General features: G+C 59.9%; 14 protein-coding genes. 4 read left to right on the forward strand and 10 right to left on the reverse strand.

Going from position 1 to position 14,828, the window contains the following annotated elements; genetic code table 11:
* Nucleotides 1-13: 13 nt before the first annotated feature.
* Genes MKI83_RS03355 through rpiA form a run of 3 tightly spaced genes read right to left on the reverse strand, consistent with a single transcriptional unit; the run spans nucleotide 14 to nucleotide 1,475 of the window.
* Nucleotides 14-373, reverse strand: coding sequence for a VOC family protein (locus tag MKI83_RS03355; RefSeq protein ID WP_241583372.1), 360 nt, complete (start codon nucleotides 371-373; stop codon nucleotides 14-16).
* Nucleotides 374-412: 39 nt separating this feature from the next.
* Nucleotides 413-745, reverse strand: coding sequence for a YegP family protein (locus MKI83_RS03360; RefSeq protein WP_241583374.1), 333 nt, complete (start codon nucleotides 743-745; stop codon nucleotides 413-415).
* A 55-nt stretch (nucleotides 746-800) separates the two neighbouring features.
* Nucleotides 801-1,475 carry a ribose-5-phosphate isomerase RpiA gene (gene rpiA / locus MKI83_RS03365; RefSeq protein WP_241583376.1) on the reverse strand — a complete coding sequence of 225 codons (675 nt, stop codon included), beginning with the start codon at nucleotides 1,473-1,475 and terminating at the stop codon, nucleotides 801-803.
* A gap of 155 nt (nucleotides 1,476-1,630) precedes the next feature.
* Between rpiA and ilvA the strand changes: the two genes are divergently transcribed.
* Genes ilvA through MKI83_RS03380 form a run of 3 tightly spaced genes read left to right on the forward strand, consistent with a single transcriptional unit; the run spans nucleotide 1,631 to nucleotide 5,099 of the window.
* The gene (ilvA, locus tag MKI83_RS03370) at nucleotides 1,631-3,148 is read left to right on the forward strand and encodes a threonine ammonia-lyase, biosynthetic (protein WP_241583378.1); all 1,518 of its coding nucleotides are present in this window, start codon (nucleotides 1,631-1,633) and stop codon (nucleotides 3,146-3,148) included.
* A gap of 39 nt (nucleotides 3,149-3,187) precedes the next feature.
* Nucleotides 3,188-3,823, forward strand: a complete 636-nt coding sequence (locus tag MKI83_RS03375) for a GNAT family N-acetyltransferase (protein WP_241583379.1) — start codon at nucleotides 3,188-3,190, stop codon at nucleotides 3,821-3,823.
* 10 nt (nucleotides 3,824-3,833) lie between these two features.
* On the forward strand, nucleotides 3,834-5,099 hold the full coding sequence (locus MKI83_RS03380) for an alpha/beta hydrolase (RefSeq protein WP_241583380.1): 1,266 nt from the start codon (nucleotides 3,834-3,836) through the stop codon (nucleotides 5,097-5,099).
* Between the two features lie 61 nt (nucleotides 5,100-5,160).
* On the opposite strand, the gene MKI83_RS03385 is transcribed toward MKI83_RS03380, so the two are convergent.
* From MKI83_RS03385 to MKI83_RS03400, 4 genes are all read right to left on the reverse strand, one after another.
* Nucleotides 5,161-5,943, reverse strand: a complete 783-nt coding sequence (locus MKI83_RS03385; protein WP_241583381.1) for an SDR family NAD(P)-dependent oxidoreductase — start codon at nucleotides 5,941-5,943, stop codon at nucleotides 5,161-5,163.
* Nucleotides 5,944-6,014: 71 nt separating this feature from the next.
* A complete protein-coding gene (locus MKI83_RS03390) occupies nucleotides 6,015-6,479 on the reverse strand; it encodes an NfeD family protein (RefSeq protein ID WP_241583676.1) in 465 nt (154 codons plus the stop codon).
* Nucleotides 6,480-6,485: 6 nt separating this feature from the next.
* Nucleotides 6,486-7,403, reverse strand: coding sequence for an SPFH domain-containing protein (locus MKI83_RS03395; protein ID WP_241583382.1), 918 nt, complete (start codon nucleotides 7,401-7,403; stop codon nucleotides 6,486-6,488).
* A 21-nt stretch (nucleotides 7,404-7,424) separates the two neighbouring features.
* Nucleotides 7,425-8,951 carry a L,D-transpeptidase family protein gene (locus tag MKI83_RS03400; RefSeq protein WP_370867348.1) on the reverse strand — a complete coding sequence of 509 codons (1,527 nt, stop codon included), beginning with the start codon at nucleotides 8,949-8,951 and terminating at the stop codon, nucleotides 7,425-7,427.
* A gap of 126 nt (nucleotides 8,952-9,077) precedes the next feature.
* On the opposite strand from MKI83_RS03400, the gene MKI83_RS03405 reads away from it, so the two are divergent.
* Nucleotides 9,078-9,785 carry a murein L,D-transpeptidase catalytic domain family protein gene (locus MKI83_RS03405; protein ID WP_241583384.1) on the forward strand — a complete coding sequence of 236 codons (708 nt, stop codon included), beginning with the start codon at nucleotides 9,078-9,080 and terminating at the stop codon, nucleotides 9,783-9,785.
* A gap of 8 nt (nucleotides 9,786-9,793) precedes the next feature.
* On the opposite strand, the gene MKI83_RS03410 is transcribed toward MKI83_RS03405, so the two are convergent.
* From MKI83_RS03410 to MKI83_RS03420, 3 genes are all read right to left on the reverse strand, one after another.
* Nucleotides 9,794-11,515 (reverse strand): sensor domain-containing diguanylate cyclase, encoded by a 1,722-nt coding sequence (locus tag MKI83_RS03410; RefSeq protein WP_241583386.1) that lies wholly within the window; start codon nucleotides 11,513-11,515, stop codon nucleotides 9,794-9,796.
* Between the two features lie 86 nt (nucleotides 11,516-11,601).
* Complete coding sequence (tfpB, locus tag MKI83_RS03415) at nucleotides 11,602-13,374, reverse strand: type IV pilus assembly ATPase TfpB (protein ID WP_241583388.1); 1,773 nt, start codon at nucleotides 13,372-13,374, stop codon at nucleotides 11,602-11,604.
* Between the two features lie 63 nt (nucleotides 13,375-13,437).
* Entirely contained in the window at nucleotides 13,438-14,805 is a 1,368-nt protein-coding gene (locus MKI83_RS03420; RefSeq protein ID WP_241583390.1) for a CYTH domain-containing protein, read from the reverse strand.
* Nucleotides 14,806-14,828 lie beyond the last annotated feature (23 nt).

A 14,828-nucleotide genomic window follows, 5' to 3' on the forward strand; every position in this document is an offset into this window, starting at 1 on the left:
GGGCCGGCCGCGCTTAATGACGCGGTGGAGCCGCTGACCATACACCCCATTCGTTATTGCTGGGGTCGAGAAACTGTAAGCGCCGCCCGCCCGGTAAGTCTTCGATCGCTTTGCTGATGCGCCCGCCCGCCGCTTCAATGCGTGTTTGGGTGCTTTCAAGGTCATGGCTGTAGAACACCAGCAGCGCCGAGCCTTGCTCGACGTGCGCCGACAGCTCGCTGCGGTAGAAGCCGCCGTCTAAACCTTGCTCGGCAAACGAGCAGTAGTCGGGGCCGTGATCGGTAAAAGTCCAGCCAAAAACCTGATGGAAGAAGGCTTTGCTGGCCTCAAGATTGCGGCAGGGAAACTCCACGTAGTTGAGCTTTTCGTGCATGGCACACCTCGTCCTTTTTGAGTGGTGGAACAGTCCTACTTAGCTTTCATCGACCAATGCGGCCTCGGGTGCATGGTTTTGCACCGAGGCAATGCCGGCGTCGCAGCTGGCTTTGCTGGCGTATTGCTGGCTTTGCGCGACGATTTGCCCGTTGGTGGCTTTAAGCACAAAGTACGGCTTACCGTTGCTGGCCTCGCGGCTTTCGAAGGCGCCCTCACGTTGGCTGTTTTTGCGCACGGATTCAATACCGTTGAGTGCGGAGTCTTTGGCTTTATACAGCTCGCTGGTGGCGATCACTTGGCCGTTGCTGGCTTCAAGGTTGAAGTGAAACTGGCCGTCTTTGGCTTTCTTTAAGCGAAATTTACCGGACATGGCTAAACCTCCTGAGGGATCGGTGGTTTAACCATAGACCAGTTTTCCGGCGAAGTTATTGCGCCTTGCGGGTTTGCACGCCGTCTGGGGTGCCCAGCAGCAGGACATCGGCGGGGCGGGCGGCAAACAGGCCGTTGGTGACCACGCCGACAATCGCGTTGATGTCGCGCTCAAGTTGCACCGGATCAACGATGCTGAGGTTGTGCACGTCCAAAATAATGTTGCCGTTGTCGGTCACGCAGCCTTCGCGGTACACCGGGTCGCCGCCGAGTTTGACCAGTTGGCGCGCCACGTGGCTGCGCGCCATGGGGATCACTTCAACCGGCAGGGGGAAGGCACCGAGCACATCCACCAGCTTGCTCTGATCGGCGATGCAGATAAAGGTAGTGGCCACGGCGGCGACGATTTTTTCTCGCGTGAGTGCCGCGCCGCCGCCTTTGATCAGGTTGAGGTGGCCGTCGCTTTCATCGGCGCCGTCAATGTAAAAGTCCAGATTGTTGACTGCGTTTAAGTCATACACGGGAATGCCGTGGCTTTTTAACCGCTCGGCAGTGGCTTGGGAGCTGGCCACCGCGCCGTCGAACTCCAGTTTGATCTTGGCCAGTGCATCGATAAAACAGTTCGCCGTGGAGCCCGTGCCGACGCCGACAATGCTGTCGCTGGCCAGCTGCGGGCGGATCAAGTCGACGGCCGCTTGGCCCACGGCCTGTTTCATTTGATCCTGATTCATGGCAACTCCGAGTAAAAATGTGCAAGAAATTGCCGCGCATTATAGCGCCATGGCGCGCCGATGCTGGGCTTACGCCGCACGGATTTAACCTGTCGCTGCGTGGGCACGCTGCGTTAGACTCGCCCTCCTGCTGATCAAAACCGCGAATGACGACCATGCTCGAACAGTACATGAAGAAGATTCTTACCGCGCCGGTGTATGACGTCGCGGTAGAAACCCCCCTGCAGCGCGCCCATTTCTTGACCGAGCGGCTGGGCAACCAGATTTTGCTCAAGCGCGAAGACTTGCAGCCGGTGTTCTCCTTCAAAATTCGCGGCGCCTACAACAAGCTGGCGCAATTGAGCGACGCCGAGCGTGCTTGCGGCGTGGTAGCGGCTTCGGCCGGCAACCACGCACAGGGGCTGGCGTTAGCCGCGCGCGAGATGAATGTTAAAGCCACCATCGTGATGCCCAAGACCACGCCTGAAATCAAAGTGCGCGCGGTCAAAGCTTGGGGCGCGAAAGTGGTGTTGCACGGCGATGCCTTCCCCGAGGCATTGGCGTTTTCGCAAAAGTTGGTCGAAGAAAAAGGCTTCACCTACATCCATCCCTACGATGACCCCGACACCATTGCCGGGCAGGGCACCGTGGCGATGGAGATTCTGCGTCAGCACAAAGGCCAGATCGACGCCATTTTCGTTCCGGTGGGTGGCGGTGGCTTGGTTGCGGGTATCGCCGCGTATGTGAAATACCTAAAGCCTGAGATCAAGGTCATTGGTGTCGAGCCGGAAGACTCCAACTGCTTGCAAGCAGCAATGGCCGCTGATGAGCGCGTGGTGTTGCCCACCGTAGGCTTGTTTGCCGATGGCGTGGCGGTCACGCAGATCGGTGAGCACACCTTTGAGCTGGCGCGGCGTTATGTGGATGAAGTGATCACGGTCAGCACCGATGAAATCTGTGCGGCGATCAAAGACATCTACGACGACACCCGCTCCATCACCGAGCCGGCCGGTGCCTTGGGTGTGGCGGGGATCAAAAAGTATGTTGAGCGCGAAGGCGTGACCGAGCAGACCTTGGTGGCGATTGATTCGGGCGCCAACATCAACTTCGACCGCTTGCGCCATGTAGCCGAGCGCGCCGAACTGGGCGAAAAGCGCGAAGCGCTGATTGCGGTGACCATCCCTGAGCGTCCCGGCAGCTTTAAAGCGTTTTGTCAGGCGCTGGGCAAGCGTGCGATCACCGAGTTCAACTACCGCTTCCATGACCCCAAGCAAGCGCAGATTTTTGTCGGCGTGCAGACGCATCCCGAAACCGATCCGCGCGATGCGCTGCTTAAGCAGCTACAGAGTAAAAAGCTGCCGGTGGTCGACTTAACCGATAACGAGCTGGCCAAGTTGCATATTCGCCACATGGTCGGCGGCCACAGTGCGCAAGCCACGGATGAAGTGGTCTACCGCTTCGAGTTTCCCGAGCGCCCGGGTGCGTTGCTCAACTTCCTCAATAAACTGGGCGCGCGCTGGAACATCAGCATGTTTCACTACCGCAACCACGGCGCGGCTTACGGCCGGGTGATGGTCGGCCTGCAAGTGCCGGCGGCGGAGCGCGACCAAGTCGCCGGCGTACTGGAGAGCATCGGCTATCCGTACTGGCACGAAGGCGATAACCCCGCGTATCAGCTGTTCCTAGGGCGCTAACGGGCGCGCCTAGGCACTAAACCTACGCCGAGGCACGTAATGGAACTTCGTCCTCTCACCGCCAGTGATAGCCATGCTGCCCGCGCCTTGTGGCTGGCGGCCTTCGCGCAAGACCCTGTGCAAGCGTGGGTTTTTGCCGCGCGGCAGGCTGGGTTTTCTGGGCGGCTCGCCGCGTATTGCTCGGCGTATCAGTGCTACCACCTGAGCGCCACCTTGCCGACGCTGGCGTTGTTTGACGGGGGCGAGCTGGTGGCTGCCGCGTGGTTCACGCACTCAACTAATGTATGCCGCGCCGACCTCTTGGCTGCGCTCGGCCAGCAGATTGCCACGGGGTGTGGTGCCGCCAGCTTGGCGCGGCTTGATCAGCTCAATTGCTGGGTTGAACAGCAGCTACCGGCATCGTGGCAAAACGCGCCGAGCACACGCCTCGAATTTTTAGCGGTGCAGCCAACGCGGCAGGGGCAAGGTTTGGGCTACCGTTTGCTCGGTGAAGTGCAACGCGCAAGCCGCGCCAATCTCCTGCTAGAAACCGCTAGCGCGATTAATGTGGCCTGGTATCAGCGTTGTGGTTTTGTGCCGTGGGGGCAGAGGGTGCTGGCGGGGGTGGACGCGGAACTAGTGGGGATGGGGTTGCGGCTGTCGATGCAAAACGCAGGTGTCGAGTCGATACGGTGAGGGAGTGCTGATGCGTTACGTTCTGTTGGGCGGCGTGCTGGCCGTGGGGCTGGCAGGGTGTGGTGTACTCAACCTAGGCAAAGACTTGCAGCAGGCTAAACAAGAGCTGCAGGTGATCGAAGGGCGTGTGATTAACCGCGCAGCCTTCAATGATGAGTCAGCCGGTACGGTGTTTGCCGTGCTGTTAGACGATGCCCCGCAGCCTGCGGTGGTCGGTTTTCGTGTGGTTGCAGGTGCTGAACCTGTTCGTTTTTTGAGCGAACAAGCGCCTCGCCAGCTACTCGCGTTTGTTGATCACAACGGTGACTTTCAGTTGGATGCCGACGAGCCACGGGTGTGGCTTAAGCAACCACAGCGGCAGGCGCTGGGTAAGCCCGCGCCGAGCGCTGTTAATGAGCTGGTGATTACGCCGGATGCCTTGGCCGAAGCACCGGCGGTTGACCTTAAGCTGGAACGCCTAAAAGCGCATAATCCGCGCTTAAAAAACAATTATCTGGCGCAAGTGACGCTCAATGATGCCCGTTTTGATGCCGCGATTACCCAGCAAGGCATGTGGCAGCCATTGCAGTTTTTGCGCGAGACAGGGCACGGTTTATATCTGCTTGAACCGTGGGACCCCAAGCGGGTGCCGGTGTTGTTAGTGCATGGCATTAATGATTCGCCGCGGACGTGGGCGGCGTTGCTGCCGGCCATTGATCGGCGACAGTTTCAGGTAGTGCTGTACCACTACCCCAGTAGTTGGCAAATCAGCAGCAATGCCAGCTTGCTGGCGCAGGCTTGGCAAGATGCGCAATTACGCTTGGGTTTTCAGCGCTTTCATTTGCTGGCGCACAGCATGGGCGGCTTACTGGCGCGTGACTTTGTCCGTCAGTTGAGTGCGCAGCAAGCCTCCGTAATGGGGCTGTGCCAGTTTATTAGCTTGTCGACGCCGTGGGCGGGGCATGCGGCCGCGCAGCAAGGGCTGGAACACTCGCCGGTGGTGGCGCCGGTGTGGCGTAATTTAGCGCCCAATAGCGACTTTTTGCAGGCGCTTTGGCGCTTTGAATGGCCGCAGCAAGTACCGCACACCTTGATAGCCAGCTATGCCGGGGACAGCGTGTTTGTTGCCGGCAAGAGCGATGGCGTGGTGAGTTTAGCCAGCCAACTCCACTGGCCTGCGCAAGAGCAAGCCAGCGAAATTCGTCTGATTGAGGCCACGCACACCGGCGTGTTAACGCATGGTCAGACGCATGCGGTGGTGCGGCGTCAGCTGGCGGCTGATTGTGTGGCGCGGTGATGCCTAGTGGCTGGCATCGATGACTGACGGCTCAGCCCCGCCCAGCCCCGCCCAGCCCAGTTCAGCTCAGCTCCGCCGCAAACTGCCGGCACATTTGCCGATGAAAGAAGCTCGGGGCCAGTCGCCACAATAGGCTGGCGAGCCACGTTTTGCGGTCGGGGAACAGGCGTTCACGGCCTTGCTGCTGGGCTTTGAGGATGCCGGTGGCCATCCATTCGGCGCTGTTGACCTTGCCGACCAGGGAGCGCGCTTGTTGCGCCGGTTGGCCGTCACCGCCAAGGGCGTTGTGCTCAATCGGGGTGGCGAGAAAGCTGGGGTACACCAGCAGTACCCGTACGCCGTCGCGGCGGACTTCCCCGCGCAGCACTTCAAAGGCTTGTGCTAGGGCGCTTTTGGCCGCGCAATAACCCGCGCGACCGAGTACCGGCATCCAGCTGGCCATTGAGCCGATCGCAATCACGCTGCCGCGACTGGCCTTGAGCAGCGGCAGCGCGAGTAAGGTCAGCTCTAACGGCGCGTGGTAGTTCACCGCCATGACCTTACGCAGCACCTTGGCTTGCGTGCGCTGCGCCAGCGAGCGATGGGTGATGCCGGCGTTGTTGATCAAGGTATCGAGCCGGCCGAATTGGCTGAGGCAAGTATTGATCAGCTCGGTTTGCACGCTGCTGTCGCAAATATCACCGGCCAGCGTGGTCACGCGCGGGCTGGCTAAGCTCAGTCGGCGCTGTTCGAGTAAGTCATGGTTGAGGTCGGTGAGTAGTAGGTCATCGCCGCGCGCATGACAGGCCTGCGCCAATGCCCAGCCTAAGCCGCTGGCCGCGCCAGTGATTAACGTGACGGGCATCGATCTACTCCTTTGACTGGGGGGGAATGGGCTAGCCCGACACTCGCAGGGCTAGCCGTTGGCTGCGTGGCTTAGGTGCTGGCGCCGGGTTTCAGCGGATGCACGGTCAGAATCACCCCGTTGATCGCGGTGACTTTAACCGTCGCGCCTTGCGGCAGGTCCGGGCCTGCGACCAGCCAGAGCGTGTCACCGGCCTTGATTTTGCCGCGGCCTTCGACGATGGCCTCGTGCACGGTAAAGGTGCGCCCGACCAGTTCACTGCCGCGCTGATTGAGCCCCGGCTGTTCGCTGACGGTGGGTTTGGCTTTTTGCTGACGCCACCACAATACGCCGGCCAATACCGACAAGGCGCTGAACAACAGAAATTGGCCGCGCCAGTCCAGCGCGGGGAATAGCCACGTCAGCACGCCGACGAAGGCGGCGGCTAGGCCTAGCCACAGAAAATAACCGCCAGTGCCAAACACTTCGACAATCAACAGCAAGGTGCCAAAGCCCAGCCAATCCCAAAAAGTCAGGTCTGTCAGGTAATCCCACAGCATGGCTTAGCCCTTCTGGCCAAAGGTTTCTTTGACAATCTCGCCGATCCCGCCCAGCGTGCCGACTAACTGGCTGGACTCCAGCGGCATCAAGATCACCTTGCTGTTGTCCGCCGCCGCCAGCTCGCCCAAGGCTTCGACGTACTTTTGCGCGATGAAGTAGTTAATCGCCTGCAAGTTACCGCCGGCAATGGCCTCCGACACCATTTGCGTGGCCTTGGCTTCGGCTTCGGCCGCGCGCTCGCGGGCTTCGGCTTCAAGGAAGGCGGCTTGGCGCTCGCCCTCGGCATCCAGAATTTGCGCTTGCTTCTTACCTTCAGCCGTCAAGATGGCCGCTTGGCGCAGGCCTTCGGCTTCTAGGATGTGGGCGCGCTTTAAGCGCTCGGCCTTCATCTGGCTGGCCATGGCCGCGACCAAGTCGGCCGGTGGCGAGATGTCTTTGATCTCAATGCGGGTGACTTTCACGCCCCACGGGGTGGTGGCTTCGTCCACGGTCTTGAGCAGGCGCTCGTTGATCGAGTCGCGTTGGCTCAGCATCTGATCCAGCTCCATCGAGCCGAGCACGGTACGGATGTTGGTCATGACCAAGTTGCGGATGGCGTATTCCAGCTCGCTGACTTCGTAAGCGGCCTGCGCGGCGTTGACCACTTGGTAGAAGCACACGGCGTCGATCTGCACGATGGCGTTGTCAGCACTGATGGCCTCTTGCGGCGGAATGTCCAGCACGCGCTCCATCATGTTGATCTTGTGGCCGATGCGATCCATCACCGGGATAATGATGTTCAGCCCGGGCTTGAGTGTGTTGGTGAAGCGGCCAAAGCGCTCGACCGTCCATTGGTAGCCTTGCGGCACCACTTTGAAGCCCATAAAGACGATGGCTACGGCCAAGCCAACGATCAATAAAACAACGCCACCAATATCCATGTGTTTACTCCGTGAGTGTCATTAGTTAACTGCGCGCACAGCTTTGAGCGCGCGCAGAATCTTAGCATCATGGCCGTAGCTGTCGGGGTACCAGATCACGTGCTGTTGGGCGTCGATTTCGACGGTCCAGTAGGCCATCAGCAACGGGATATGACCGTTGAGACGGTATTCGTAGGTGTCGCCGGCGGCGATCAGCGTTTGCACACGCGCAAGCTCGGCTTCGCTTAACAGATGCTCGGCTAAGCGGTCGACCGCTTCGATGCGCACACAGCCAGAGCTAAACGTGCGCGGCGATTTGCTGAAGAGGTTTTGACTGGGGGTGTCGTGCAGGTACACCGAGAAGGGATTGGCAAAGCGCAGGGCCAAATGGCCGAGTGGGTTTTTCGGCCCCGGCGGTTGGCGCAGCATGATGCCGCCTGGGCGTTGCCAGTCGATCGTGTGCGGGTCGAGAACTTGGCCTTGGAAGTCGAGCACTTGCAAACCTTCTTGCTCGAGGTAGGCAAGGTCGGCGCGAATCTTCGGCAGCTTGTCTTTCTTCAGGATGGTCGGTGGAATCGTCCAGCTGGGGTTTAAGGTCAGGCGCGACAGGCGCGACTTTAACAGGGGCGTTGGGCGCTCAGGGCGGCCTACTTGGGTGCGGGTTTGCCACACCGGTTGGCCGTCTTGGTACAGATGCAGTTCGGCGGCGGCAACGTTAATCAACAGCCCGTTTGGCTCTAACCAGTGGCGTAACCAGCGCAGGCGCTCCAGCGCGACTTGCAGCTGCTCGCGCTGTTGGCGCGGGTGGATATTTAACGCGCGCAACGTAGCAGGGCCGATCAGGCCGTCGGGGCTTAAGCCGTGCTCGCTTTGAAAGCGCTCCACGGCCTGCAAGAGCGGCAAGTCATAGTGCTCGGGAATGCTGCTCGGTTCGGCGGCGAGATGGCCGCTGGCGCTTAAACGGGCGCGCAATTGTGGGACGCGGGCATCATGGCTGTTAGGGCGCAGCAGTGCGCCGGCCGCCACGGATGGCCACTCGGCCAGCGGCTGCTGCCTGTGCTTCGCATAGTGCTGGCGCAGGGCTTGGTACTGTGCGGTGCTTGGGCGCGCGGCGGCGAAGGCGGCGTTTAAGTCACCAAGGTGCTGCCGTGCCAGTTGCAGTAGCTGCTGATTGAGGCTGCTAGCCTCGGGCGGGTTATTGCTCCAGATCGGTTCCAGCTCGGCTTGCGCTAGGCGGCCTTGATACAGGTGGGTGAGGGCGCGCAGGTACTGCCGGCTGAAATCCAGCTCGTGGCAGTCCAAGCCTTGTGGCGCGGTACTCGGCAACGGGTAATGTTCGGGGTTGAGGGCGTCGTCGGCTAAGGCGGTCAGTTGATCCGCCAATGCCTGTTGTTGCTGGGGCGCCAGCCACTGCGGTTGGTGGTTGAGCGGCAGATAGAAGGCTTGCAGTTGTGTGCGGTCATCGGCGCTGTGCTGGGCGCAAGAAGGCCACTGCAGGGCCTCGGCATGGCTGACCAATGGCAGACTCAGGGTGAGCATGCTCAGGTAAACTGCTGTTTTTTTGATCAATGTATCAGGCTCCATATCACGGTCAGGCTATCCTTGGCGCAGAGCATTGCACTGTATAAGACCAAACAAGTATAGGCAGGCCACCGTGATTCACGACAAGAGGTCGTAGAGCTTGGGGGGAGTGGTATGGGTGTTGTTAGCGCTTGGGTTCGCCGTGCGAGCCTAGCTTTAGTGTGTAGTGTCAGCTGGCCGGCGTGGGCTGATCCCTCATTATTTCAATCGTTGGCGCAGCGCGCGCCGCAACTCGATCGGCAAGCATTACGCCACGCCTTAGCGGCGATGCAGTGTGCGGTAAACCATGGTGCTAAGCCGTCGCAACGCTTGGCGGTGATCGACTACTCACGGCCCTCCACAGAAAAACGCCTGTATATCTTCGATTTAAAGCGCCAGCGCTTGTTGCTGCGTGACTATGTGGCGCACGGCAAGGCTTCGGGTGAAAACCTGGCGACGCGCTTTTCTAATCGGGTGAACTCACATCAAACCAGCTTGGGTTTGTTTTTGGGCGCCGAAAGCTATCGCGGCAAGCATGGTTATTCGCTGCGCATGGATGGCCTTGAGCCCGGCGTGAACGACCGTGCGCGTGAGCGTGCCATCGTGATCCACGGTGCGGACTACGTGAATCCGCGCTGGATTCCCAAGCAAGGTCGCATCGGTCGCAGCTTAGGTTGCCCTGCGGTGCGCCAAGGCGTTGCTCGACAAGTGGTGGATCAGCTTAAAGGCGGCCAGTTTGTGTTTGCTTGGCACGCCTCGCGTAGCTGGCAGCAGGCCTCGGCGTATTTGAACTGCCGCCCCGCGCAAATGGCGCAAGCCCGCCGCTTATTGCCTGAGGGCTAAGCTGAGAGCTAGGGCAGTGCGGTGGCGTTTTGCCCGTTCGCGCAGAACACGCAATTACGCCCCGCGGCTTTAGCTGCGTACAACTGCTGATCGGCGGCGTTGATCAGGCTGTCTAGGTGGGCGTGTTGGTCTTTTTGGCAGACACCAAAGCTTGCGCTGATCTCCAAGCCAGCAGGCTTGAGCCGTTCGACGGCACGGCGCAGGCGCTCGGCCAGTTGCTGGGCTTGTTGGGCGCTGGTTTCTGGCAGCAGCAGCAAGAACTCCTCCCCGCCCCAGCGCACGCTTAAATCGCCGTGTCGGGCCATGTCTTGCAGCAGGCTGCTTAAGGCGATTAAGACTAAATCGCCGGTGGCGTGACTGTGCTGGTCATTGATCTCTTTGAAGTTGTCGATATCCAGCATGATCACCGACAGGGGGCGACGGTTGCGCAGTGCGGTGCTCCACAGGCTGTCGCTAAATTCAAAAAAAGCCCGGCGGTTGAGTAGGCCCGTGAGCGGGTCGGTACGCGCCATGTGCTCGGCTTGTAGACGCGCCACTTGATGTTGGCGCATTTGATAGGCCAGCGCCAAAGCCAGCAAAGTGGCCTCGATCAAGATGCCGATTTCGATGGCGTGGAAGGTCAACGGGGTAAAGGGCAGCACGCCCCAGACCGCTAAATTGGTGGTGGCGGTGCCGAGCATGCCAAACGCGGCGGCAGCCAAGAAGTAGCGCGCGGCGAGCAAGCCTTTGCTCAGCATCAACAAGCCCAGCAGCACCATGATTAAGGGGAAGGTGCCCAGCGCGGGGAAGGTGACGTATTGCACCAGTATGGGCTCTTGCGCAATGCACAGCAGCACAACGCAGAGAACAATGCTGTTGGTCATCCAGCTCAAGCTACGGTCGAGTGTGGGGTAGTGGCTTTTCAGGTCTAAGAAGTGTCGCGCAAAGTGCAAGCCGGTCCACACCATGCTGATCATGAACAGCGCAATGCCGTAACGCAGCAGGTAAAACGAGTCCGTGCCCAGCCAGCTGTTGCTGTGACCGGTGTAGGTGAGGTTGAGCAAAATAAACGAGGCCAAAAACAGCGAGTAATTCAGGCTGTTGCGATCGCGCAGGCCACTGTAGAGCATCACATTAAAGGCGATCAGTGCGAGCAAATAACCGTACAGCCCGCCTTGGCTGTAGTGAACCCAGGTGCTTATCAATTGCCGCTGGCTGTCATCCAGTAAGCGCAGCATCAGGGGGTGGGTGCCGTTGTTGTGCAGGCGGATGTACAGCGCGCTGGGCCCCGGCGGCACGCTTAGCTCGACCAGAAAGCCTTGCCCGGCAACGGCTTTTTGGTAGCTGGGCTCAGCGCTGCCAGCGGTCACGGCTTGCAGCACTTGTTGCTCGTGGATGAGGTACACGTCGGCGCGGTTAAGCCAAATGGGGCCTAACTCTAAGGTGCGCGTGAGGGTGATTGTGCTGGAGTTGTTAAGGTCTAAAGACACCCAGTGGGCCGGCGGGGCAATGCCCAAGTGCAGGATGCTGGCATCGCTGCGCAAAAATTGGCCGTCTTGGTGGGCGGCCATGGCGTCGCTCAGGCTGAATGATTTGCCTACGGGCTCAAACAGATAATGCAGCTGTTGGCCAAGGTGCTCATAACTGGGCTGCGTGAGGTCGACAGCGCTTTGCGCTGGCGTGCCAAGCACCAGAAGGGGCAGCGAAAGCAAAAGTGCTAACACGTAGCGCAGTAGCGCAGTCCATTTCACGAGAGGCGTCTTAGTCTGGTGGCTAAAACGTAGAGACTAGTCGATTCTGCGCAATAAACGCCGACCTTCTGGTTTGCGCGGAGGCCTTAGCGCTGCTCGCTTTGCGGAGTGACCCGCAACACTTCCTCGACCGTGGTTTGTCCTGCGGCGATCTTTTGCGCACCAGCTAAGCGCAGGCTGCGCATGCCCTCTTTAAAGGCTTGGCGGCGCAGAGCGATGTGGTCGCAATCGGTGTGGATGAATTCTTTTAAGGTGTCGGTCAGCGGCATGATTTCATACACCCCGGCGCGCCCACGGTAGCCAGTGTCGCGGCATTCCACACAACCAACGGCTTGCTGTGCTTTGCTCGGCGCGGGGGACGACCACGGGCGCGTCAGTTCGTGCCAGTCGCTAGCCGGTACTTCGGTAGGGGCTTTGCAATGCGGGCACAAGGTGCGCACCAAGCGCTGAGCCATGACGCCCAGCACCGTGGCTTTGATTAAGTAAGCCGGCACGCCAAGTTCCAGTAAACGGGTGATGGCGGTGGGCGCATCGTTGGTGTGCAGGGTTGAGACCACCAAGTGACCGGTCAGCGAAGCTTGGATGGCCATTTCGGCGGTTTCTAGGTCGCGGATCTCGCCGACCATGATGATGTCCGGGTCTTGGCGCAGCAGGGCGCGCACGCCGCTGGCGAAGGTCAGATCAATATTGTGTTGCACCTGCATTTGGTTGAACGACGCTTCGATCATCTCGATCGGGTCTTCCACGGTGCAGACGTTCACTTCCGGCGTGGCCAGCTGCTTGAGGGTGGTGTACAGCGTGGTGGTTTTGCCCGAACCGGTGGGGCCAGTGACCAAAATAATGCCGTTGGGTTGGCTGGTCATGTCGGTCCAGCGACGCAGGTCGTCATTGCCAAAACCCAGCTCATGAAACCCTTTGAGCAGCACTTCGGGGTCAAAGATCCGCATCACCATCTTCTCGCCAAAAGCCGTGGGCAAGGTGGATAAGCGCAGCTCTATCTCGTTGCCGGCGGGGGTGCGGGTCTTTACGCGGCCATCTTGTGGGCGGCGTTTTTCCGCAACGTTCATCCGCCCTAAGCTTTTTAAGCGGCTGATGGCGGCCATGGTGACGTTGGAGGGGAACTCATAAACATTGTGCAAAACGCCGTCGATCCGAAAACGTACCAAGCCGATCTCGCGGCGCGGCTCAATGTGGATATCACTGGCGCGTTGTTGGAAGGCGTACTGGAACAGCCAATCGACAATGGTGACGATGTGCGCGTCGTTGGCATCGGGGTCGGCGCCGAGCTGTAACAGTTGCTCGAAGTTGCCCACGCCGCTGATCTTTTGATCGACGGCACCGGCGCCTGAGACTGAGTTGGCGACGCGGTAGAACTCTTTGGTGAAGCGCTCAAGATCCTGCGGGTTGACCACCACGCGCTGGATTTCGCGCTTGAGCACGTGGCGCAAGTTGCTTTCCCAGCCGCTGGTCCAAGGCTCGCAGCTGGCAATGGTGACGGTTTCGGCGTCGGTGGCCACGGCCAAAATCTTGTGGCGCTGGGCAAAGGCGTACGACATCAAGGGGGTCACCGCCGCGACATTGACCTTGAGGGGGTCGATGCGCAAATACGGTTGTCCCGCTTGCTCGGCCAGCCATTGGCTGAGGGTTTCCAGATCCAGCTTTTTGCCCGGCCGTTTGGGGTCGGGCAGTTCTTGGCTGGCGAGGAAGTCCAGCGGATGCTGCTTATTGGTGAAGGCGCTGCGGCGAATGGCCAAGCAATGCTCGGCCGCCGCTTGAGTGACCCGCTCTTGACGCACCAAGTCGCGCAAAATGTCGGCTAAATCGACGGCACGATCTTGGGTTGGCGTCGCTGCGTTCATGGTCATACTTCCTGTGTCTTACCGTATGCGTTGGACAGGGTGTGCTGGGTGCTCTGCTTGAGTTTAACGGGTCAACTCGCGCCATGCCTTGAGGGTACGCACAGTATGCGCTTGGTGACTGCAGGCCGCCAAACTGTCCTCGGTGGTGGCCTGCGCGAAGTAACGCAGCTTGTTGAGCTCGCCATAGAAGCGGTCGACTTCGCTGAGTTCGGTCAGCTGGCGCGCGTGCTCTAGCCACAAACACAGGCGCGACAGGCGCGGCGTGTGCTCGCGGATGCAGGCGGGGTCTTGCTCGGCGAGCATCAGGGCTTTGCTGAGGCCTTGGGCATCGTCTTTGAGCTGGTGCAGTAACCAGTTGCCGAAGGCGACTTGGCCGAGTTTGTTGCCTTTATCGTTGCGCTCGCTTTGCCAGCCACGGGTGATCAGCAAATGCGCCAGATTCAGCGACAGTTGGCCCCAGCGGCATTGCTCTAGCTCTGCGGCAAACTGCGCCGGTGCAGCATCACGCACGGCTTGCTCGCTGTAGCCTGCGACCGCGCGCGGCTGCCATATATCGAGCAGGGCGTCGAGGGTCAGGCGCAACGCGCGGGTGCTGCTGCGCGGGGTGGCTTGGCCAGGGCTGGAAAGCAGCGCGCGCAGTTGCAGCAGTTGCTCGACCCATTGCTCCAGTAGTTTCCAGTGACCATTAAACCGGTATTGCTCAGCCAAGCGTTGGCTACTGCCGAGCAGCTGCCAGCCGAGCGCGGCAAACACCTCGTCGAGGGTTTGGGTGCTGCTCAGCTGCGCCTGCGGCAAGCGCAAGGTGTAGCTGTCGGCATCAAACAAGCGATAGCCGCGCTCGGCTTTGCTGATGTCGCAGGGCATCAGGGCGACGTCGGCGGCCAGCTCGCATGCCAGCTCCAGCAGCGCGCTCGGCTCGCCTTGGCGCAGCTCTAACTCTAATTCGCAGATCGGCTCTTGCTGCTCACCGGCGACCACTTGGCCCTGATCCAAGGCGGCTTCAACCACGGCTTTTTGCTTGCCACGGCCCCACGCCAGCTCGGCTTTGTCGCGCATGAAGTTGGTGGTGAACAACGGCGCCAGTTTGCTTTTGTCCAGCTTGGCCAGTTCTTGCGGCCAGCAGCTGTCATCCAGTTTGCTGTGATCCAGCGCGTTGCTCGACAGCGGCCAATCCCACTCATGCCGCTCGGAAAGACCGGCTACGCTCTGACCACGGGTTTTCAGCGTTTGGATGAATTGTTCACCGTCTTTGCGCACCCGCAAAGCGACTTTGCTTTGGGCTAACTCGCGCTTAGGCGTGTCGTAATACTGATTGAGCAGTTCGCTGTGTTGCCAGCCGCTTTTATTGCGCTTTTTCAGCAAAGGATGCTGGCGCAGACGCTCAAGGGTGGCAGGGCTGACGCGTAGTTTGATTTCGATTTCGTTGAACATGGCTCACTCGGCCCAATGCTGGG

Source organism: Atopomonas sediminilitoris (genome assembly GCF_022601735.1).
Taxonomy (GTDB): Bacteria; Pseudomonadota; Gammaproteobacteria; order Pseudomonadales; family Pseudomonadaceae; genus Atopomonas; species Atopomonas sediminilitoris.

Coding starts and splice junctions, on each gene's coding strand:
- MKI83_RS03355 (WP_241583372.1), bottom strand. CDS start 373: ATGCACGAAAAGCTCAACTACGTGGAGTTTCCCTGCCGCAATCTTGAG.
- MKI83_RS03360 (WP_241583374.1), bottom strand. CDS start 745: ATGTCCGGTAAATTTCGCTTAAAGAAAGCCAAAGACGGCCAGTTTCAC.
- rpiA (WP_241583376.1), bottom strand. CDS start 1,475: ATGAATCAGGATCAAATGAAACAGGCCGTGGGCCAAGCGGCCGTCGAC.
- ilvA (WP_241583378.1), top strand. CDS start 1,631: ATGCTCGAACAGTACATGAAGAAGATTCTTACCGCGCCGGTGTATGAC.
- MKI83_RS03375 (WP_241583379.1), top strand. CDS start 3,188: ATGGAACTTCGTCCTCTCACCGCCAGTGATAGCCATGCTGCCCGCGCC.
- MKI83_RS03380 (WP_241583380.1), top strand. CDS start 3,834: ATGCGTTACGTTCTGTTGGGCGGCGTGCTGGCCGTGGGGCTGGCAGGG.
- MKI83_RS03385 (WP_241583381.1), bottom strand. CDS start 5,943: ATGCCCGTCACGTTAATCACTGGCGCGGCCAGCGGCTTAGGCTGGGCA.
- MKI83_RS03395 (WP_241583382.1), bottom strand. CDS start 7,403: ATGGATATTGGTGGCGTTGTTTTATTGATCGTTGGCTTGGCCGTAGCC.
- MKI83_RS03405 (WP_241583384.1), top strand. CDS start 9,078: ATGGGTGTTGTTAGCGCTTGGGTTCGCCGTGCGAGCCTAGCTTTAGTG.
- tfpB (WP_241583388.1), bottom strand. CDS start 13,374: ATGAACGCAGCGACGCCAACCCAAGATCGTGCCGTCGATTTAGCCGAC.
- MKI83_RS03420 (WP_241583390.1), bottom strand. CDS start 14,805: ATGTTCAACGAAATCGAAATCAAACTACGCGTCAGCCCTGCCACCCTT.